The organism is Streptomyces telluris (assembly GCF_024519335.1).
Classification (GTDB): domain Bacteria; phylum Actinomycetota; class Actinomycetes; order Streptomycetales; family Streptomycetaceae; genus Streptomyces; species Streptomyces telluris.
In genome coordinates, this window is record NZ_JANIID010000006.1 from 278,972 (window position 1) to 297,777 (window position 18,806).

Consider the following 18,806-nt stretch of genomic DNA (forward strand, 5'->3'; position numbering starts at 1 on the left):
CTGTCGCCGGCCCCCCTGGCCGTGCTGGACGAGGCGACCTGTCACCTCGACCCCGTCGCGGAGGCCCGCGCGGAGCGGGCCTTCGCGCGCCGCCCGGGCGGCACCCTCGTCGTCATCGCGCACCGGGCCGCCTCCGCCCGCCGGGCCGGCCGCGTCCTGGTGATGGACGGCGCGGACACGGCCTGCGGGGAGCACCACGAGCTGCTGGCGCGGTCCCCGCTCTACCGCGACCTCATGGGCGCCGCGGAGGCTGTGGAATCCGCAGAACCCGCGCGCCCCGCGAATCCCGCGCACCACAGCCCCTCACACCCACCCCGCCACCCGCGAGATACGGATCGCGTCGACCCGGTTCCGCGCCCCGGTCTTGCGGGTGATGGCGGCCATGTAGTTGCGCACCGTCCCGTTGGACAGGTGCAGGCTGCGGGCGATCTCCCCGACGGACGCCCCCTCCGCCGCGAGTGACAGCACGCTCAGCTCGCGTCTGGTCAGGGGGATCTCCGAGGCCTCCAGGAAGCCGAAGCCGAGCGTCTCGTCGATGTACCGCTCGCCGTTCGCCACATGCCGTATCCCTTCGACGAGCCGGTCGGGAGAAGCGTTTTTGCTCAGGTATCCCAGGGCCTTCTCCTCGTACGCCCGGCGCAGCGGCCCCGGCCGCCCCGCACTGGCCAGGGCGAGCAGGGCCACCCTGTCGTCGCGCGCGTCACCGTGCCCGGACAGCTCCCGCAGGCCGCCCGGGCCGCCGGCCTCCGGGCTGTCCATGTCCACCACGCACACGTGCGGCCGCAGCGAGTCCGACATGGCCACCGCGCGTTGCCATGACGCCGACGAGACCTCCAGGTCCGGCTCTCTGCCGATGAGAGCCGCCAGCGCCGCTCGCAGCAGATAGGTGTCATGCACCAGAAGAACCCGGATCACGGCCCCCGCCTTTCCGCTCCCCCGCGCAGCGTCTGCTGCACCGGACACCGACGCTCATTCATACCGGCGTGTGCCACCGCTCCGGGCGCGTATACCGGACATGGAGGGGGCGCAAGGGCGCATGAATTCCGCCACGTGCGCCCCAAGTTCACTCGAAAGCGCCCCTCATGAATCGGGTGCCGGGGGTAGCGCGTCAGGCCTGTTGTGGGGTAGTGAGCCGGATGAGCCGGCAGACGGTCTCGATGTCGATCCGCACCTGTGCGATCGAAGCGCGCCCCGAGAGCCAGGTGATGAGCGCCGAGTGCCAGGTGTGCTCGATGACGCGGACGGCGGAGAGCTGCTCGGGGGAGGGCGGCCCGGCCGGGCCCATGGCGTCCAGGATGATCGCCGTGGTGAGCCGGGAGACGGTGTCGACCTCGGCGCTCACCGAGCGGTCGGCGAAGGTGAGGGCGCGCACCATGGCGTCGGCCAGGTGCGGTTCGCGCTGCATGGCGCGGAAGGCCCGCATCAGGGTCTGGGCCACGCGCGCGGCCGGGTCGGCGTCCGTGGGCGGGCGCTTGCGCAGCGTCCCGTGCAGCCGCTGCAGCTGGTCCTGCATGGTGGCGACCAGCAGGTGCACCTTGGAGGGGAAGTAGCGGTAGAGCGTGCCGAGCGCGACGCCCGCCGCCTCGGCGACCTCGCGCATCTGCACGGCGTCGAAGCCGCCGCGGCTCGCGAGCTCCGCGGTGGCCTGCAGGATCCGGCGGCGGCGGGCCTCCTGACGCTCGGTCAGGGGGAGGCTGGGTCCGGCGGGCACGGCCCGCGCGGTCGGCGACTTGGGTTCCGTCGTCATATGTCCCATTCCGTGGCAATCCATCCAGGGTGTCTGTCCGGCCCGGACGGCACAGCATGGCAGGGGCCGGGCCGTGGCGCGAATCACCCGATCCGGTCCTGGCGACCGCCTTTCCGGCCGGTAGATTCGAGGCTTCTGGACGACCCAGTCTGAAACTTGTTCTAGATTAGCGCGACCGGTTACGCTCCGGCCGGAACAGCAGCCAGAAGGAGGCCGGGGGAGTGACCGCTGAGGCCACTGAGGCAGCTCTCGCACATGCGGCGCGCGAGGCGCGCACGGGGCAGGACGCGCGGAGCGACGCCCTCCGGGACGGGGACGGCGACCGCCCCCTGCGCATCGCGATGCTCACCTACAAGGGCAACCCGTTCTGCGGCGGCCAGGGCGTCTACGTCCGCCACCTCTCCCGCGAACTCGCCCGCCTCGGGCACAGCGTCGAGGTCATCGGCTCCCAGCCGTACCCCGTCCTCGACGAGGGCGTGACCCTCACCGAACTCCCGAGCCTCGACCTCTACCGCCAGCCGGACCCCTTCCGCACGCCCGGCCGCGACGAGTACCGCGACTGGATCGACGCGCTGGAGGTCTCCACCATGTGGACGGGCGGCTTCCCCGAGCCGCTCACCTTCAGCCTGCGCGCCCGGCGCCATCTCGCCGCGCGGCGCGGCCGGTTCGACGTCGTGCACGACAACCAGACCCTGGGCTACGGGCTCCTCGGCGGCCCCGCCGCGATCGGCGCTCCGCTGGTGACCACCGTCCACCACCCCATCACCGTCGACCGGCAGCTCGACCTCGCCGCCGCCGAGGACTGGAAGCGGCGGGCCTCCGTGCGCCGCTGGTACGGCTTCACCCGGATGCAGAAGCGGGTCGCCCGCCGGCTGCCGTCCGTGCTCACCGTCTCCGGCTCCTCGCGCCAGGAGATCGTCGACCACCTCGGCGTCCGGGCCGAGCGGGTGCACGTCGTGCCCATCGGCGCGGACACCGACCTGTTCTCTCCCGACCCGTCCGTGCCCGAGGTCCCGGGCCGCATCGTCACCACCTCCAGCGCGGACGTCCCCCTCAAGGGGCTCATCCACCTGATCGAGGCGCTGGCCGTGGTCCGCCGCCGCCACCCGGACGCGCACCTGGTGGTCGTCGGCAAGCGCGCCGAGGACGGGCCGGTCGCCACCGCGATCCGGCGCTTCGGGCTGGAGGGCGCCGTCGAGTTCGTCAAGGGCATCACCGACGCCGAGCTCGTCGGCCTCGTGCGCTCGGCGCAGGTCGCCTGCGTGCCGTCGCTGTACGAGGGCTTCTCGCTGCCGGCCGCCGAGGCCATGGCCACGGGCACGCCGCTGGCGGCCACCACCGGCGGTGCCATACCGGAGGTCGCGGGCCCCGACGGGGAGACCTGTCTGGCCGTCCCGCCGGGCGACTCCGGAGCCCTCGCCTCCGCCCTGGGCAGGCTCCTGGGCGACCCCGGACTCCGCCGCCGCCTCGGCGCCGCGGGCCGCGAACGCGTCCTCTCCCGCTTCACCTGGCGCGAGGCCGCGCTCGGCACGGCCCGCCACTACCGCGAGGCGATCGCCCTCGCGGGCGCCCGGCCCGCCGGACGGCGAGGCTAGTGCGGCCCGGCACCACGCCGCGGGGCCCGTCCGCCGCGGCGAGCGACCACCGCGGCGCGGTCCGGCGGCGTCCCGCCGGCCGTCACCCGTACGCACCCGTCAACCACCCCGTCCCGCCGGCCGAAGGCAAATACCCGTGCTGACCGTCGATTTCTCCCGCTTCCCGCTCGCCGCAGGCGACCGCGTCCTCGACCTGGGCTGCGGCGCGGGCCGGCACGCCTTCGAGTGTTACCGGCGCGGAGCGCGCGTCGTCGCGCTCGACCGCAACGGCGAGGAGATACGCGAGGTCGCCAAGTGGTTCGCCGCCATGAAGGAGGCCGGTGAGGCCCCGGCCGGGGCCACCGCCACCGCCATGGAGGGCGACGCCCTGGCCCTGCCCTTCCCCGACGACAGCTTCGACGTCGTCATCATCTCCGAGGTCATGGAGCACATCCCGGACGACAAGGGCGTGCTCGCCGAGATGGTGCGCGTCCTCAAGCCGGGCGGCCGGATCGCGGTCACCGTCCCGCGCTACGGGCCGGAGAAGATCTGCTGGGCGCTCTCGGACGCCTACCACGAGGTCGAGGGCGGCCACATCCGCATCTACCGCGGCGACGAACTCCTGGACCGGATGCGCGAGGCCGGCCTGGAGCCGTACGGCACCCACCACGCCCACGGCCTGCACAGCCCCTACTGGTGGCTCAAGTGCGCCTTCGGCGTCGACAACGACAAGGCGCTGCCCGTCCGCGCCTACCACAAGCTGCTGGTCTGGGACATCATGAAGAAGCCCCTGGCCACCCGGGTCGCCGAGCAGGCCCTCAACCCGGTCATCGGCAAGAGCTTCGTGGCGTACGCGACCAAGCCGCACCTGCCCGCCGGGGCGGACGCGTGACCCTCTTCAGCCGCGGCTCCGGCCGCACCGAGCGCCTCGTGCTGCCCGGCGTCCTGACCGCCGAGCAGGTCACCGCCACCGTCGCGGGCATCGCCGCCGTCCAGCGCGAGGACGGCGCCATCCCGTGGTTCCGCGGCCACCACCTCGACCCGTGGGACCACGTCGAGGCCGCCATGGCCCTCGACGCCGCCGGCGAGCACGGGCGCGCCGAGGCCGCCTACCGCTGGCTGGCCCGTCACCAGAACAGCGACGGCTCCTGGTTCGCGGCCTACGCCGACGGCGCCGCCGACGAGCCCACCGACCGCTCCCGCGAGTCCAACTTCGTCGCCTACGTGGCCGTGGGCGTCTGGCACCACTACCTCGCCACCGGCGACGACGCCTTCCTCGACAGCATGTGGCCGACCGTCTACGCGGCCGTCGAGTTCGTCCTGGCGCTGCAGCAGGCCGGCGGGCAGATCGGCTGGAAGCGCGAGGACGACGGCACCCCCGTCACGGACGCGCTGCTGACCGGCTCCTCGTCCATCCACCAGGCGCTGCGCTGCGCCCTGGCCATCGCCGAGCACCGCGAGGAGCCGCAGCCGGACTGGGAGCTGGCCACGGGCCTGCTCGCGCACGCGATACGCCGCCACCCGGAGCGGTTCCTCGACAAGGGCCGCTACTCGATGGACTGGTACTACCCCGTCCTCGGCGGCGCGGTCACCGGCGTCGCCGCCAAGGAGCGCATAGAGGAGGGCTGGGACCGCTTCGTGGTGCCGGGCCTGGGCGTGCGCTGCGTGCTGCCCAACCCGTGGGTGACGGGCGGCGAGAGCTGCGAGCTCGCCCTCGCGCTGTGGGTGATGGGGGAGTCCGACCGCGCCGTGCAGATCCTGCAGTGGATCCAGCACCTGCGGGCCGAGGACGGCATGTACTGGACGGGCTACGTCTACGACGACGACGCCGTCTGGCCGGAGGAGCGCACCACGTGGACGGCGGGTTCGCTGCTGCTCGCGGCGGCCGCGCTCGGCGGCGACGAGGCGACGACCACCGTGTTCGGCGGGGAGCGGCTGCCCTCCGGGCTGGAGCCGGACTGCTGCGCCTAGCGGCGCACGCGTGAACCGGAATCCGAACGTCCGGGCTGGTCGGGGGAGTTGTCAGTGGGCGCGCCTACAGTGAGCTCATGACGACGATGCTCAGCCACGACCGCTACTGTTCCGAGATCCTGCACCAGACCGAGCTGCTGCGCGGCGCCCTGGGCGAGGGCGCCGACGCGTCGGTCACCGTGCCCACCTGCCCGGAGTGGACGCTCGGTCAGCTCCTGCTGCACGTGGGCCAGGCCCACCGCATGGCCACCGGGCTCGTGCGCGACCGGGTCAAGGAGTTCGTGCCGCCGTCCACCGCCGCCCAGGGAGGCCCCGCGCCCGCCCCGGGCCAGCCCTCCGCGGAGGATCTGCCCGCTCTCGCCGCATGGCTCGGCGAAGGCGCCGAGGCGCTGGTGGCCGTCCTGCGCGAGGCCGGTCCCGACAGCCCGGTGTGGACCTTCTCCGAGGACCACCGGGCCGTCTTCTGGGCCCGCCGGATGACGCACGAGACCCTCATGCACCGCGCCGACGCCCTGGGCGCCCTGGGCGTCCCCTTCACTGCTGAGCCCGAGGTGGCGGCCGACTGCATCGACGAGTGGCTGGACATCCTCACCTTCCCGGCGGCCGTCGCCTTCAAGCCGCGCCTGAGGGAGCTGCCCGGCCCCGGCCGCACCCTCCACCTGCACGCCACCGACACCCCGGCGGAGCTCGACGCGGAGTGGTTCATCGACCTCACGGGCGAGGGCGTCTCCTGGCGCCGGGCCCACGAGAAGGCCGCCGTGGCCGTGCGCGGCCCCGTGACCGACCTGCTGAGCGTCCTCTTCCGGCGCCTTCCCGCCGACAGTGACCGCGTCGAGGTCCTGGGCGACCGCGAGCTGCTCGGCTTCTGGCTGGACCGGGCCGTCTTCTGAGGCCCCCCTCCGGCTCCCCGCGGGGCATGTCCTGAGGGGCCGTCCGGCAGTCGGATGAGAGCATGACCGTATGACCGTTGTGCCCAGATCCTTCGTGCCCCGGCGGCTGCGGCGGGCCGTGCTGCCCGCCGCCCTCGTGCTCGTCGCGGCCTGCGGCGGCTCCGGTGACGCCGCGTCCCGCGGGGCCGGCGCCCCCGGCGCGGGGGACCCGCTCTTCCCCCGCCTGGGCAACGGCGGTTACGACGTCCGGCACTACGGCCTGACCCTCGACTACGACCCCGAGGACAACCACCTGCAGGCCACGGCCGTCATCACCGCGCGGGCCACGCAGGACCTCGGCGCGTTCAACCTCGACCTCGACGGGCTGAAGGTCCGCAGCGCCCGCGTCGACGGGCAGCCCGCGCGCACCGCCAGGAAGGGCAGCGAGCTGACGGTGACGCCGCGGGCGTCCATCGGCAAGGGCCACGAGTTCGAGACGGTCGTCGTCTACGACGGCACGCCGAAGGAGATCAAGGACGAGGACGGCGACGTCGCCGAGGGCTGGGTCGAGACCGACGACGGAGCGGCCGGCCTCGGCCAGCCCACCGGCTCGATGGCCTGGTTCCCCGGCAACCACCACCCCTCCGACAAGGCCTCCTACGACTTCACGGTGACCGTCCCCAAGGGCTACACCGCCGTGGCCAACGGCGAGCTGCAGCGTCAGCGGACCAAGGGCGACCTGACCACCTTCACCTGGCACAACGCCGAGCCGATGGCGAGCTACCTGGCCAGCGTGGCCGTCTCCCCCTTCAAGGTCACCACCACCCGCGCCGGCGACCTGCCGCTCTACATCGCCACCCACCCCAAGGAGGCCGCGGCCACGCCCCGCCTGGAGAAGCTCCTGCCCGAGGCCATCGCCTGGGCGAGCGAGCTCTTCGGGCCGTACCCCTTCTCCTCCGCCGGCGCCGTCGTCGACCACAACACCTACATCGACTACGCCCTGGAGACCCAGACCAAGCCCTACTTCAACTCCGCCCCGGACGACGTGACCGTCGTGCACGAAGTCGCCCACCAGTGGTTCGGCAACTCCGTCAGCCCCCGCACCTGGCGCGACATGTGGCTCAACGAGAGCTTCGCCACGTACGCGGAGTGGCTGTGGGAGGAGAAGCACGGCGGGCGCTCCACCCAGCAGATCTTCGACGACTACTACGCCGGGAAGGACCCGCTCAGCGAGGGCATCTGGGCCTTCCCGCCCGCCGACCCCGCCCCCGCCACCGTCTCCGACTCGCCCGTCTACGGCCGCGGCGCGATGGTGCTGCACAAGCTGCGGCAGGCCGTCGGCGACAAGGCCTTCTTCGCGACCGTCCGGGCCTGGGTGAGCGAGCACCGGCACGGCAACGCCGACACCGCCGGGTTCGAGCGGTTCTGGCAGGAGCGCACCGGCAAGAACCTCGGCGGCGTGTTCGGCCCGTGGCTCCACGGGCAGGGGCGGCCGGAGCGGCCGTGACCGCCGGGCGCGCGGTGCCCCGCCGCCCCGGTCACACCAGCTCGGCCAGCACCCGCAGGGTCTCCGCATCCGGTGCGGTCACCAGCAGGTCCGTCACCGGCCCTGCCCGCCACAGCTCCAGCCGCTCCGCGATGCGGCCGCGCGGCCCGACGAGGGAGATCTCGTCGGCGAAGGCGTCCGGCACGGCCGCGACGGCCTCCTCCCGCCGGCCCGCCAGGAACAGCTCCCGCACCCGCCGCGCGGCCTCCTCGTATCCCATGCGGGCCATGAGGTCGGCGTGGAAGTTGCGGCGCGCGTGCCCCATGCCGCCGATGTAGAAGCCCAGCATCGCCTTCACGGGGAGCAGCCCCTCGGCGACGTCGGCGCAGACCTGCGCCCGGACCAGCGGCGCCACCAGGAAGCCTTCGGGCGCGGCGGCGAGGGCGGCCGCGTGCAGGTCCGTCCGCAGCGGGGACCAGTACAGCGGCAGCCAGCCGTCGGCGATGCGCGCGGTCTGGGCGACGTTGCGGGGCCCCTCGGCGCCGAGCAGGACGGGCAGGTCCGGGCGCAGGGGATGGGTGATGGGGCGCAGCGGCCTGCCCAGGCCGCTCGCGCCGGGGCCGCGGTAGGGGAGCGCGTGGTGGCGGCCGTCCAGCGTCACCGGGGCCCGGCGGTGCAGCACTTGGCGGACCACGTCCACGTACTCGCGCGTCGCGGTGAGCGGGCTGTCCGGGAACGGCCGCCCGTACCAGCCCTCCACGACCTGCGGGCCGGACAGCCCCAGGCCGAGCAGCAGCCGGCCGCCGGAGAGGTGGTCGAGGGTGAGGGCGTGCATCGCCGTGGCGGCCGGGCTGCGGGCGGCCATCTGCGCGACCGCGGTGCCGAGCCGGATGCGGCTGGTGTGCGCGGCGATCCAGGTGAGCGGGGTGAAGGCGTCGGACCCCCAGGACTCGGCCGTCCACACGGAGTGGTAGCCGAGGCGCTCCGCCTCCCGGGCGAGGCCGAGGTGGCGCGGGTCGGGGCCGCGTCCCCAGTAGCCGAGCGCGAGGCCGAGCCGCACCTGCCCTCCCGGCGGGCCGAGAGATCTGACGGGCTGTCAGGTCTGGGGCTTGTGACTGTAGGCCCGCGCCGGGCCCCCGGCAAGAAGGCCGGGGCAAAAGGCGACGGCCCGCCGGGAAACCCCGGCGGGCCGTCGACTGCTGACGCACGGATCAGCCGCGCTGGATGCCCGTCGTGTCCTGCAGGACGCCGCGGCGGCCGTCCTGCGTCTGGGCGACGAGCGCCTGGCCGCGCTGCTCCACCGCGAGGTACCAGGTACCGGGCGCGAGCTCGGCGATCTGCGACGGCGAACCGTCCTCGCCGTACAGCGGACGGGGCACCGGCACCGCGAACCAGAACGGGGCGAAGTCCCCGGCCGGGGCGGCCGCGGCCTGACCGGCGGCCGGCTGCGGCGCGGCGGCGGCACCGCCCAGGCTCGCGTCCGGCTGACCCGGCTGCGCGCCGTAGGGCTGCTGCGGCTGGGCGCCGTACGGACCGGCGGCACCGGGCTGGGCACCGCCCGGGCCCGGGTAGCCGTAGCCCGGGTTCGGGCCGGCGCCGTACGGGGAGGGGGCCTGCGGGCCCGGGCCGCTCACCAGCGGGGCCTTCAGGGCCGGGGTGCGCGGGGTGAGCAGCGCCGCGGCGGCCAGGGCCGCGTTGGCGAGGAGGCCCAGGATCTGGCCGACGCCCGGGGACACGCCCTGGGCGCCACCGATGATCGTCCACAGCGAGGACCACGCGGCGAACACGGCGAACGCGGTGCCCCACTGGACGAGCTCCAGGCCCATGAGCTTGCGCCCCTCGGGCTGGAAGCGCGCGGCGACGATGAGCGCGGCCGCGATGATCCCGGCGAGGAAGATCGACGGCAGAACGGGGAAGAGGCCGGCCTTCCAGCCGTTGGGCTCCGTCGGGCAGATCGATCCCGCGCAGTCGTACGAGTAGAAGCTCAGGAACGAGGCGATGAACAGCAACACCGCTGCTCCGATCACCACGCCGTCGCCTCGAGTGAGGGAGCGGATGTTCACCTAAAGTCCTTTGTCAGTGTGATCATTAACGTCGCTTTCGCCGGCACGCGAGGATGCGGGGGCGCGGGGGTGGCCCCCCATCGTACGGGTGAACCTATCGCCTGCACGGTCGGGGCGTCTTCTTCGTATCTGCCTCGTGACAAGCGCGGGGGCCCGCGGGCGCCGCTACGGCCCGTTACCGCCCGGGGAGCCCTACCCGTCCAGGAAGTCCGTGATGCCGTCGGCGATCCCTTGCGCCGCCTTCTGCCGCCATGCACCGTCCGTGAGCAGGGCCGCGTCCTTGGGGTCGCGCATGTTGCCGCACTCGACGAACACCTTGGGGACGGTGGAGAGGTTGAGCCCGCCGAGGTCGCCGCGGGTGTCCAGGCCGGTACCGCCGCCGATGTAGTTGGACGCGGCGCTGCCCGTCCTCCGCACGAAGTGGCCCGCGATGCGCACCCCGAGGTCCTTCGACGGCCCCGCGATGGACGAGGTGTCCGCGCGCCCGCCCTTGACGGAAGCGGGCAGGATCACATGGAAGCCGCGGTTGCCGACGGCCGAGCCGTCGGCGTGCACCGAGACGGCGGCGTCGGCGTGCGCGCGGTTGCCGATCGCGGCCCGCTCGTCCACACACGGCCCGTACGGGCGCTCGCCGTCGTGCGTGAACACCACCTTGGCGCCCTGCGCCCGCAGGAGCGTCCGGATCCGGTGGGCGACGTCGAGGCTGAACGCTGCCTCCGCATAACCCGCGTCCGTGGACGTCCCCGTGGTGTCGCACTCCTTGCGGCCGGTGCCGATGTCGACGGAGCGGTTGATCTCGGCGGTGTGCTCGCTGTTGCGGATGTTGTGACCGGGGTCGACCAGGACCACCTTGCCCTTGAGCGGGCCGTCCGGCAGCGGGCCCTCGTCGGCCGCGGCGGGCGACGCGCTGGGCGGCGCGGACGACCCGGACGCCGACGGCGACCCGGCGGACGGCGAAGGCTGCCGGGACGGGGCCTGCGAGGCGGGGGAGCGGCCGGGCGAGGCCGACGACGCGGCGGCCACCGGGGCCTTCTCCCCGCCGTCCGCGCTCGCGTCCCACAGCAGCCAGCCCGCGAAGCCGGCCGGCACCAGGGCCGCCACCGCGACGACGACGGGCCTACGGATGCCGCCCGGACGGCGGGTCACACGGGGAAAGCTGCCTTTGGACACCCGGCGATGCTACGCCGCCGCCCCGCCGCGCAGGGGGCCTACGCCGCAACCGGTACGCGCCGCAGCACCCGCAGCGAACGCGTCACCGACACTTCGGTGAACTCCCCGGATTCCAGTGCCCTGCGGTACACACGGTACGGCGCCTGCCCGCCGTCCGCCGGGTCGGGGAAGACGTCGTGGACGACCAGCAGGCCGCCCGGGGCGAGGTGCGGCACCCAGCCCTCGTAGTCCGCCGTGGCGTGCTCGTCGGTGTGCCCGCCGTCGATGAACACCAGCCCCAGCGGCGCCGCCCAGAGCGAGGCCGCCAGCGGCGACCGCCCCACGATCGCCACCACGTGCTCCTCCAGCCCCGCCTGATGCAGCGTGCGCCGGAACGACGGCAGCGTGTCCATCCGCCCCACGGCCTCGTCGACGAGCGACGCGTCGTGGTACTCCCAGCCCGGCTGCTGCTCCTCGCTGCCCCGGTGGTGGTCCACCGTCACGGCCGTGACCCCCGCCTCGCGCGCGGCCGCGGCCAGCAGGATCGTCGACCGGCCGCAGTACGTGCCGACTTCGAGCAGCGGCAGCGCGAGCCGCGCGGCCTCCTCGGCGGCGGCGTGGAGCGCGAGCCCCTCGTCGAGCGGCATGAACCCCTTGGCCGCCTCGAAGGCGGCGAGGATCTCGGGCTTGGGGGGCATGGTGTCGTCCTCCTGGGGTACGCGGTGGTCGGCTCATTGTCCTCACGGGCCGCCGTGCGCGGTGCGCGAGGGGTCGATACCGTGGGGAAGCGCGTCCGCGGGACGCAGGGGGAAGCCACCGCTGAAGCTCCCGGAAGGGGCGGAAGATGTCCTTCGCCGTATCGCTGCTGGCCGCTTCGATGGCCGTCGTGTCCCCCATGGGCGGGGCCCACTGCCAAGGCGCGCGCGTGAGCGCCGTCTTCGCGGAACCCACGGCCGACGTGCTGCGCGCCGTGACGTTCGACAACGCGGCGGTCCCGCCGGGCGCCCGCGTCTCCGTCGCCGAGCGGACCGGCGACCGCGGCACGGCCGTCCAACTGCGCCTGCGCGGCGTCCAGCCGGGCCGTACGTTCGGCGCCCACGTCCACACGAAGCCGTGCGGCACCCGGCCCGACCACTCCGGCCCGCACTACCAGAACACCAAGGACCCGAAGCAGCCCTCGGTCGACCCCCGGTACGCCAACCCGCGCAACGAGGTCTGGCTCGACCTCACCACCGACCGGCGGGGCGACGGCACGTCCTCCGCGTCGGTCGCCTGGCGCTTCCGCGCGGGCGAGGCCCGCTCCGTCGTCATCCACGAACACGCCACCGAGACGGGCCCGGGCCGGGCGGGCATGGCGGGCGCGCGGCTGGCGTGCGTCAACGTGCCCTTCGAGTGAGCATCGACCAAGTGGGCGTCGAACAATAGGGCGAGGCACTCGCAAGGGTGATCGTGCGCGCTGCGGGCCCCGGGCACGGGCCCCGGCGCCATAGCCTGCTGCCGCCATGAACGATTTCGTTGACGAAGCACGCTCACGCGTCGCACACCTGCTCCGGATGGCCAACACCACGGACGACCGGGTCAGGGCACGGATCATCGAGTACGCGGACACCACCCCGGAGCCGCCTGTCATGAGCCGGGCCGGGATCGTCACGACCGGATGCGCGCAGTGCCTGAGGACCGCGTGGAGGCAGCAGGACGCGGAGGGCCCCGTGTGGGTCTGCGCGTCGTGCGGCCATGTCGAAGGAGTGACCGTGAACTGCCCCCACTGCAAGGTGGCCATGACCCCGCCGCCGCTCGGCGCCCCCGACCGGTGGCAGTGCCCGCGGTGTCCGCGGGTCGCGGCGACGGGTGAGAGCGCGCAGGACATCGAGGAGCGGGAGCGGCAACGGCTCGCGGCTGTTGCCGCGCTGGATGCGGCGATGGCCCTGCGGGCCGGCGACTGAGTGCCTCGCTGAGGTGTCGTCGCCGGCTGCGGGCCGTCCGTGGCTGGTCGCGCCCACGCGGCGGAGCCGCAGATGAACACTGCCCCGCGCCCCTTACAGGGCGCAGTACCGGCGGCACTGCCGGGCCCGGCCTGAGCATGTGCGGCGCCGCCGCAGGCCTACCGCAGGTGGCCCGTGTCGTTCAGCAGGCGCAGTGAGGCGTTGCCGTCCGCGTAGTACGCCACCGCCGACAGTGACGCCGCCGACAGTTCCATGCGGAACAGGGACTCCGGCGGGGCGCCGAGGGCCAGCCGGACGAGGGTCTTGACCGGGGTCACGTGGGTGACCAGCAGCACCGTGCGGCCCGCGTACCGGGCGAGGAGCTTGTCGCGCGTGACCGCCGTGCGGCGGGCGACCGCCGCGAAGCTCTCGCCGCCGCCGGTCGGGGCGGCCTTGGAGGAGGCGAGCCAGGCGTCGAGGTCGGCGGGGTGGCGCTCGCGGACCTCCGCGAACGTCAGGCCCTCCCAGGCCCCGAAGTCGGCCTCGCGCAGCCCCTCCTCGACGCGCACCTCCAGGCCCAGGCGCGCGGCCGCGGCGGCCGCGGTCTCGCGGCAGCGCCGCATGGGGGAGGAGACGATGGCCTGGATCGTGCCGCGCGCGGCGAGCGCCGCGGCCGTGTGCTCGGCCTGGCGGAGGCCTGCGGGCGAGAGTTCCGGGTCGCTGCCGCCACTGCCGGAGAATCGCTTCTGCGGAGTGAGGGCCGTCTCGCCGTGCCGCAGCAGCACGAAGGTGGTCGGCGCCCCGAGGTCGGCGGGGGCGGCCCAGCCGACGGGAGCGGCCTTGGGCTCCTCCAGCGGCTCCGCCACGGGCTCCGCCGCACGCGGGGCCGTGCGCGCGGCCGTACGCTCCGCGAACGCCGCCGCGGAGGCGCCCGCGTCCCACTGGCGGCCCGCCTTGCCCGCGTCCATGGCCTCGTTGGCGAGCCGGTCCGCGTGCTTGTTCTGCTCGCGCGGGATCCACTCGTACGCGACCTGCCCCGCGGGGAAGAGCGCGCGCGCCCGGGCGGCGAGCGGCCGCATGTCCGGGTGCTTGATCTTCCAGCGGCCCGACATCTGCTCCACGACGAGCTTGGAGTCCATCCGGACCAGCACCCCGGCACCGGGGTCGAGGGCCTTCGCGGCCTCCAGGCCGGCGATGAGCCCCCGGTACTCGGCGACGTTGTTCGTGGCCGTGCCGATGTACTCGGCGGCCTCGGCGAGCGCTTCGCCGGTCGCCGCGTCCAGCACGACGGCGCCGTAGCCGGCGGGGCCCGGGTTGCCCCGGGAACCGCCGTCCGCCTCGACGATGAAGCGAGGGGCCACGGGGCTTACAGGCCGGACTCGGAGGTGCGGACCAGGATGCGGCTGCAGTTCTCGCAGCGGACGACCTGGTCCGGCGCGGCGGCGCGGACCTCGTTGAGCTCGGTGATGTCCAGCTCCAGGCGGCAGCCCTCGCAGCGGCGCTGGTTCAGGCGCGCCGCGCCGATGCCGCCCTGCTTCTCCCGCAGCCGGTCGTAGAGCTTGAGCAGGTCGGCCGGGACGGACCCGGAGACGATCTCGCGCTCCTTGGTGACCGAGGCGGCCTCGGCGTCGATCTCGGCGACGGCGGCGTCGCGGCGCGCGGCGGCGTCGTTGACCTTGGCCTGGACGGACTCGACGCGGGCGGTCAGCTCGGTGACCCGCTCCTGCGCGGACTCGCGGCGCTCCATGACCTCGAGGACGACGTCCTCCAGGTCGCCCTGGCGCTTGGCGAGCGAGGCCACCTCGCGCTGCAGGTTCTCCAGGTCCTTGGCGGACATGCCGACGCCGGTGTCCAGGCGCTGCTGGTCACGGGCGGCGCGCTGGCGGACCTGGTCGACGTCCTGCTCGGCCTTGGTCTGCTCGCGGGCGGTGTCGCTCTCCTCGGTCTGCGCGGCGACGAGGAGGTCGCGGTGCTGGGTGAGGTCGGCCTCGAGGGCGGCGATCTCGGCGTGCTCGGGCAGGCTCCGGCGCTTGTGGGCGAGCTGGCCGAGGCGGGTGTCCAGCGCCTGGAGGTCGAGGAGGCGGATCTGGTCGGCGGGCGCGGCGTTCAGTTGGGGGCTCCTGTTAGTGGTTGTGAGTGGAGGACGCCGCGTGGGCGGTCCAGGGGTCGGTGACGATCTTCGAGACGTGGGTGCGCAGGCCCCAGCCGTGCCGGTCGGAGATCTCGTCCAGCTGGGCGGCCGCCTGCTCGGCCCAGGGCCACTCGGTGGCCCAGTGCGCCGCGTCGACCAGCGCCAGCGGGCTGTGCTGCTGGGCCTCGGACGCGGGGTGGTGGCGCAGGTCGGCGGTGACGTAGGCGTCCACGCCGGCGGCCCGCACCGCGTCGAAGAGGGAGTCGCCGGAGCCGCCGCAGACCGCGACGGTGCGGATGGTGCGCGCGGGGTCGCCGGCGACCCGGACGCCCTGGGCCGTGGCGGGCAGCCGCTTGGCGGCGTGCTCGGCGAACGCGGCCAGGTCCATGGGCGGGTCGAGCTCGCAGACGCGGCCGAGGCCGCGGCGGCCCGCGGGGTCGTCCGGGTCGGGCACGAGCGGGCCGGTGACGCGCAGGTCGAGCGCGCCGGCGAGGGCGTCGGAGACGCCCGGGTCGGCGCGGTCGGCGTTGGTGTGCGCGACGTGCAGCGCGATGTCGTTCTTGATCAGCGTGTGCACGGCCCGGCCCTTGAAGGTCGAGGCCGCGACGGTGGTCGTGCCGCGCAGGTAGAGCGGGTGGTGCGTGACCAGCAGGCCGGCGCCGAGCTGCACGGCCTCCTCGACGACCTCCTGGACGGGGTCGACCGCGAACAGGACCCGGGTGACCGGGGCGCCGGGGTCGCCGCAGACCGTGCCGACGGCATCCCACTGCTCGGCCCGCTCGGGGGGCCAGAGGGCGTCGAGGGCGGCGATGACTTCAGACAGTGCGGGCACGGAGGAAAGGCTACCTGTCCGCCGTGCCCGCGCGGCCATCGCTCAGTGCATGGCCATGCCGGGGTTCCGGGCGGGCGCCCCGCCGGGGCGCCCGCCGCGTCGCCCGGCTACTTCACGAGGAAGCCGCGGAGGTCGTCGAGGACGCTGTTGGCGGCCGTGACGCCCAGGCCCAGGTACCAGGTCTCGTCCTTGACGTCCTTGGCCCGGTCCTCCTTGACCGCCTTCAGGCTCTTCCACAGCGGGTTGCCCTCGGCGGCCTCGCGCTTGGTCTTGTCCGGTGCGCCGTAGACGCCGGTGAAGATCCAGTCGCCGTCGGCCTGGTCGATCTGCTCCGGGGAGATCTCCACGGCGAGCTTGTCGGCCTGCTGGTTCTTCGGGCGCGGCAGGCCGGCGTCCTTGAGGATCGTGCCGATGAAGGACTGCCCGGCGTACAGGCGGGTGAACTGCGGCAGGTAGCGGACCATCGAGATGGTGGGCTTGTTCTCGCCGAGGTCCTCGCCCAGCTTCTTCGCCTTGGCCGTGTACGCGTCGAGGTTCTTCTTCGCCTCGGCGGTCTTGTCGAGCGCGGCCGCGTTGAGGAGGTAGTTCTCCTTCCACGTGAAGCCCGGGCGGAGGGAGAACACGGTCGGGGCGATCTTGGCGAGGTCCTTGTAGTTCTTCTCCGCGCGCAGCTTGCTGCCGAGGATCAGGTCCGGCTTGAGCTCGTTGATGGCCTCGAGGTTGAGGTTGTTGATCGTGCCGACGTTCTTCGGGTCGCCGGCGTCCTTCTTCAGGTACTCCGGAAGCTCCTGGCTGCCCTCGCTGGGGGCCCAGCCGACCGGCTGGAGGCCGAGCGAGACCACGTTGTCGAGCTCGCCGACGTCGAGGACGACGACGCGCTTCGGGCGCTCCTTGAGCTCGGTCTTGCCCAGCGCGTGCGTGATGGTGCGGGGGAACTGGCCGGGCGCGGCGTCCGTGCCCATCTTCGCGGTCTCCTCGGCGGCCTTGCCGAAGTCCTTGCCGCCCTGGGCCACGGCCTTCGAGCCGCTGCCGCCGTCCTTGCCGGCGGCGTCCTTGTCGCCGCCGTCCTTCGACGACCCGCACGCCGCCAGGGAGAGCGCGGCGGCTATGGACAGGGCGACTGCGGCGGTGCCGCGGCGACGAAGGGACATCACGTACTCCATGTCGGTCCGGCCGGCCGTCGGGGCCGGCGGGTGGTCAAGGGGGCCTTTTCAGCCACCCCCCGCGACTACTTAGGCACGCCTTACCTTACGTGACGGTGTGAACGCGTGAAGCACAGCCTCCGCGCGGCCTTCAGGCGAATCGGACAAGAGCCACCCTTACGCGTGAAGCGGGCCGACTCTCATTGTTCGGCTGGAAGTGCGATAACTACGTTCAGTGCCGGAGGTGACGTTTCTCATGACGGTCTGTGCCCCCCAGAGCACTCCACAGAGCACCCCGCGGAATGGCTCGATGGACATGAGACGCGCGGCGTTCACGGTCACGGCGAACGGCTCGTACGCCGCCCGGCTGGCCCTCGACGGCGGCACGGGCGGCTGGTTCCCCGAGCGCTGGACGCTCGACGGCCCCGAGCCCTACGCCGTGCCGCTGCCCGGCAGCCAGCCCGAGGAGCCCGACAGCGAAGTGCAGCCGCTCGCCGACGGGCGGGTCCTCATCCGTCGCCGCGTCGCCGAGCGGCACACCCTCTCGCTGCTCTATCCCACCGGCCCCGGCACCGGGGAGCTGGCCGTCGGCGCCGTCGAGTGCGCCCGGCTGACCCTGCTGCCCCCCGCGCCGGGCGGCGCCGCCGTCTACGGGCTCGTGCACGAGGAGCGGACCACCGCGCTGTGGCGGCTGCACGGCGGCTCCTTCGGGCCCGAGCGGGTCGTCGAGGTGCCGGGCCGCTGCGCCGGCGGCGCCTGGCTCGACCGCACGGGCCGGCTGCTGGCCCTCGACCGCGAGCTGGACGGCCGCACCAAGACCGTCGTCGTGGACCTGGAGCGCGGCGGCGAGACCAGCCCCCTGCTGCAGATCACCGAGGAGAGCGACGACCGGCTGCTGCTCGCCGACCCGTACAGCGGCCTGCTGCTCGTACGGTCCGACGCGCCCGGCCAGGACCGGCTCGGGTGGGGCGTGCTCGGCTCCGCCCGCCCCGTGCGCTTCCCCGAGTGCCTGCGGCCCGCGGGCGCCGCGCTCACCCCCTTCGCCGCCCAGCCCGGGCAGGAGCTCACCCCCGAAGGGTGCGCGGTGGCCTTCCGGGTCGAGGGCGCCACCGGCAGCTGGGTCGGCGTGTGGCGCCCCGCCGGGAAACAGCTCCAGCAGTTCCCGGCGCCCGCCGGGTGGCTGGTCGGCGCCGGCCTGTGGACCAGCGGCGGCGAACTGCGGCTGCCGTTCGTCACGCCGTACGTCCGCTGCGGCCTGGCGCGGCTGCGGCTGCCGGAGGGGGAGCGGGGCGAGACACGGGATACCGGCGGGCGCGGTGCGGCGCGGGACGCGGCCCCCGGCGGGCCGCGCACCGCGCCGGGTCAGGCACCGAGGCCACCCCTGGAACAGGCGCAGCAGCCCCTGCCGCCGCACATGCCCCCGCCCGGCCCCCAGCGCCCGACGCCGGAGCAGGCACCCACGGGGCTGCAGCGGCCGCAACAGCCGCCGCTGCGGGAAGCACCGAGCCCGGCGCCGCCCGCCGCGCAGCCGCTGCGGGAAGCCTCCCGCCCGGCGGAGCCGGCGGCTTCCGCCGTGCGGCCTGCGCCGCAGGGGTTGCTGCGGGAAGCCCCGGCCCCCGGGCCGGAGCCGGTCCGCTCGGCGGCGGAGGCAGGGTTCGCGGCGGGGCCGCAGGTGCACGTGCCGTTGCTGCAGGAGGTGCCCCGCCCGGCGGAGCAGCCGGGCTCCGCCCCGGCGCACCAGCAGCCGCTGCTGCAGGAAGTACGACCCGCCGGGCCGCAACCGGTCCGGCCGGTGCCGGAGGCCGGTTTCGCGGGCGGTCCGCAGGTGCACGTGCCGTTGCTGCAGGAGGTGCCCCGCCCCGCGGAGTCGGCGGCCTCCGCTGTGCCGCCTGCGTCGCAGCCGTTGCTGCAGGAGGTGCG

Annotated in this window: 18 protein-coding genes; 8 read left to right on the top strand and 10 right to left on the bottom strand. The window is 74.3% G+C overall.

The window, feature by feature from the left end; genetic code table 11:
- Positions 1 to 303: 303 nt before the first annotated feature.
- The gene (locus NQU55_RS09945) at positions 304 to 915 is read right to left on the bottom strand and encodes a LuxR C-terminal-related transcriptional regulator (RefSeq protein ID WP_372504669.1); all 612 of its coding nucleotides are present in this window, start codon (positions 913 to 915) and stop codon (positions 304 to 306) included.
- A gap of 193 nt (positions 916 to 1,108) precedes the next feature.
- Positions 1,109 to 1,747: a TetR family transcriptional regulator gene (locus NQU55_RS09950; RefSeq protein ID WP_168094676.1), complete on the bottom strand. Its 639-nt coding sequence runs from the start codon at positions 1,745 to 1,747 to the stop codon at positions 1,109 to 1,111.
- A 221-nt stretch (positions 1,748 to 1,968) separates the two neighbouring features.
- Here NQU55_RS09950 and NQU55_RS09955 point away from each other — a divergent pair, with 221 nt between their 5' ends.
- The 5 genes from NQU55_RS09955 (at position 1,969) to NQU55_RS09975 (ending at position 7,668) form a co-directional block, all read left to right on the top strand.
- On the top strand, positions 1,969 to 3,342 hold the full coding sequence (locus tag NQU55_RS09955) for a glycosyltransferase family 4 protein (RefSeq protein ID WP_372504670.1): 1,374 nt from the start codon (positions 1,969 to 1,971) through the stop codon (positions 3,340 to 3,342).
- 136 nt (positions 3,343 to 3,478) lie between these two features.
- Positions 3,479 to 4,213, top strand: coding sequence for a class I SAM-dependent methyltransferase (locus NQU55_RS09960; protein ID WP_168094675.1), 735 nt, complete (start codon positions 3,479 to 3,481; stop codon positions 4,211 to 4,213).
- The gene (locus tag NQU55_RS09965; protein WP_168094674.1) at positions 4,210 to 5,292 is read left to right on the top strand and encodes a prenyltransferase/squalene oxidase repeat-containing protein; all 1,083 of its coding nucleotides are present in this window, start codon (positions 4,210 to 4,212) and stop codon (positions 5,290 to 5,292) included. Before NQU55_RS09960 ends, NQU55_RS09965 begins: the two co-directional genes overlap by 4 nt.
- 77 nt (positions 5,293 to 5,369) lie before the next feature.
- On the top strand, positions 5,370 to 6,182 hold the full coding sequence (locus NQU55_RS09970; RefSeq protein ID WP_168094673.1) for a maleylpyruvate isomerase family mycothiol-dependent enzyme: 813 nt from the start codon (positions 5,370 to 5,372) through the stop codon (positions 6,180 to 6,182).
- 70 nt (positions 6,183 to 6,252) lie between these two features.
- Positions 6,253 to 7,668 carry a M1 family metallopeptidase gene (locus tag NQU55_RS09975; RefSeq protein WP_168094672.1) on the top strand — a complete coding sequence of 472 codons (1,416 nt, stop codon included), beginning with the start codon at positions 6,253 to 6,255 and terminating at the stop codon, positions 7,666 to 7,668.
- A 31-nt stretch (positions 7,669 to 7,699) separates the two neighbouring features.
- Here the strand turns inward: NQU55_RS09975 and NQU55_RS09980 are convergent, their stop codons facing one another.
- The 4 genes from NQU55_RS09980 to NQU55_RS09995 form a co-directional block, all read right to left on the bottom strand.
- Positions 7,700 to 8,707 (bottom strand): LLM class F420-dependent oxidoreductase, encoded by a 1,008-nt coding sequence (locus NQU55_RS09980; protein WP_168094671.1) that lies wholly within the window; start codon positions 8,705 to 8,707, stop codon positions 7,700 to 7,702.
- A gap of 151 nt (positions 8,708 to 8,858) precedes the next feature.
- On the bottom strand, positions 8,859 to 9,710 hold the full coding sequence (locus tag NQU55_RS09985) for a hypothetical protein (RefSeq protein WP_256790276.1): 852 nt from the start codon (positions 9,708 to 9,710) through the stop codon (positions 8,859 to 8,861).
- Between the two features lie 192 nt (positions 9,711 to 9,902).
- The gene (locus tag NQU55_RS09990; RefSeq protein ID WP_256790277.1) at positions 9,903 to 10,856 is read right to left on the bottom strand and encodes an N-acetylmuramoyl-L-alanine amidase; all 954 of its coding nucleotides are present in this window, start codon (positions 10,854 to 10,856) and stop codon (positions 9,903 to 9,905) included.
- Positions 10,857 to 10,918: 62 nt separating this feature from the next.
- Positions 10,919 to 11,557 (bottom strand): class I SAM-dependent methyltransferase, encoded by a 639-nt coding sequence (locus tag NQU55_RS09995; RefSeq protein ID WP_168094381.1) that lies wholly within the window; start codon positions 11,555 to 11,557, stop codon positions 10,919 to 10,921.
- A 146-nt stretch (positions 11,558 to 11,703) separates the two neighbouring features.
- Between NQU55_RS09995 and NQU55_RS10000 the strand changes: the two genes are divergently transcribed.
- Positions 11,704 to 12,255 carry a superoxide dismutase family protein gene (locus NQU55_RS10000; protein ID WP_168094380.1) on the top strand — a complete coding sequence of 184 codons (552 nt, stop codon included), beginning with the start codon at positions 11,704 to 11,706 and terminating at the stop codon, positions 12,253 to 12,255.
- Between the two features lie 106 nt (positions 12,256 to 12,361).
- Positions 12,362 to 12,802, top strand: coding sequence for a hypothetical protein (locus NQU55_RS10005; RefSeq protein WP_240976628.1), 441 nt, complete (start codon positions 12,362 to 12,364; stop codon positions 12,800 to 12,802).
- 158 nt (positions 12,803 to 12,960) lie between these two features.
- Here the strand turns inward: NQU55_RS10005 and NQU55_RS10010 are convergent, their stop codons facing one another.
- The 4 genes from NQU55_RS10010 to NQU55_RS10025 form a co-directional block, all read right to left on the bottom strand.
- Positions 12,961 to 14,142, bottom strand: a complete 1,182-nt coding sequence (locus tag NQU55_RS10010) for a bifunctional RNase H/acid phosphatase (protein ID WP_168094379.1) — start codon at positions 14,140 to 14,142, stop codon at positions 12,961 to 12,963.
- Positions 14,143 to 14,147: 5 nt separating this feature from the next.
- Positions 14,148 to 14,891, bottom strand: a complete 744-nt coding sequence (locus NQU55_RS36775; RefSeq protein WP_168094382.1) for a zinc ribbon domain-containing protein — start codon at positions 14,889 to 14,891, stop codon at positions 14,148 to 14,150.
- 13 nt (positions 14,892 to 14,904) lie between these two features.
- Positions 14,905 to 15,744 carry a Nif3-like dinuclear metal center hexameric protein gene (locus tag NQU55_RS10020; RefSeq protein ID WP_168094378.1) on the bottom strand — a complete coding sequence of 280 codons (840 nt, stop codon included), beginning with the start codon at positions 15,742 to 15,744 and terminating at the stop codon, positions 14,905 to 14,907.
- Between the two features lie 107 nt (positions 15,745 to 15,851).
- Positions 15,852 to 16,895, bottom strand: coding sequence for an ABC transporter substrate-binding protein (locus NQU55_RS10025; RefSeq protein ID WP_168094377.1), 1,044 nt, complete (start codon positions 16,893 to 16,895; stop codon positions 15,852 to 15,854).
- Between the two features lie 301 nt (positions 16,896 to 17,196).
- Here NQU55_RS10025 and NQU55_RS37080 point away from each other — a divergent pair.
- A partial coding sequence (locus tag NQU55_RS37080) for a hypothetical protein (protein WP_372504671.1) occupies positions 17,197 to 18,806 on the top strand: 1,610 nt, incomplete at its 3' end.

What these genes read in the sequence shown, in the direction of transcription:
- NQU55_RS09970 (WP_168094673.1), top strand. Translation starts at nt 5,370, where the DNA reads ATGACGACGATGCTCAGCCACGACCGCTACTGTTCCGAGATCCTGCAC.
- NQU55_RS10000 (WP_168094380.1), top strand. Translation starts at nt 11,704, where the DNA reads ATGTCCTTCGCCGTATCGCTGCTGGCCGCTTCGATGGCCGTCGTGTCC.
- NQU55_RS09995 (WP_168094381.1), bottom strand. Translation starts at nt 11,557, where the DNA reads ATGCCCCCCAAGCCCGAGATCCTCGCCGCCTTCGAGGCGGCCAAGGGG.
- NQU55_RS09950 (WP_168094676.1), bottom strand. Translation starts at nt 1,747, where the DNA reads ATGACGACGGAACCCAAGTCGCCGACCGCGCGGGCCGTGCCCGCCGGA.
- NQU55_RS09975 (WP_168094672.1), top strand. Translation starts at nt 6,253, where the DNA reads ATGACCGTTGTGCCCAGATCCTTCGTGCCCCGGCGGCTGCGGCGGGCC.
- NQU55_RS10025 (WP_168094377.1), bottom strand. Translation starts at nt 16,895, where the DNA reads ATGTCCCTTCGTCGCCGCGGCACCGCCGCAGTCGCCCTGTCCATAGCC.
- NQU55_RS10005 (WP_240976628.1), top strand. Translation starts at nt 12,362, where the DNA reads ATGAACGATTTCGTTGACGAAGCACGCTCACGCGTCGCACACCTGCTC.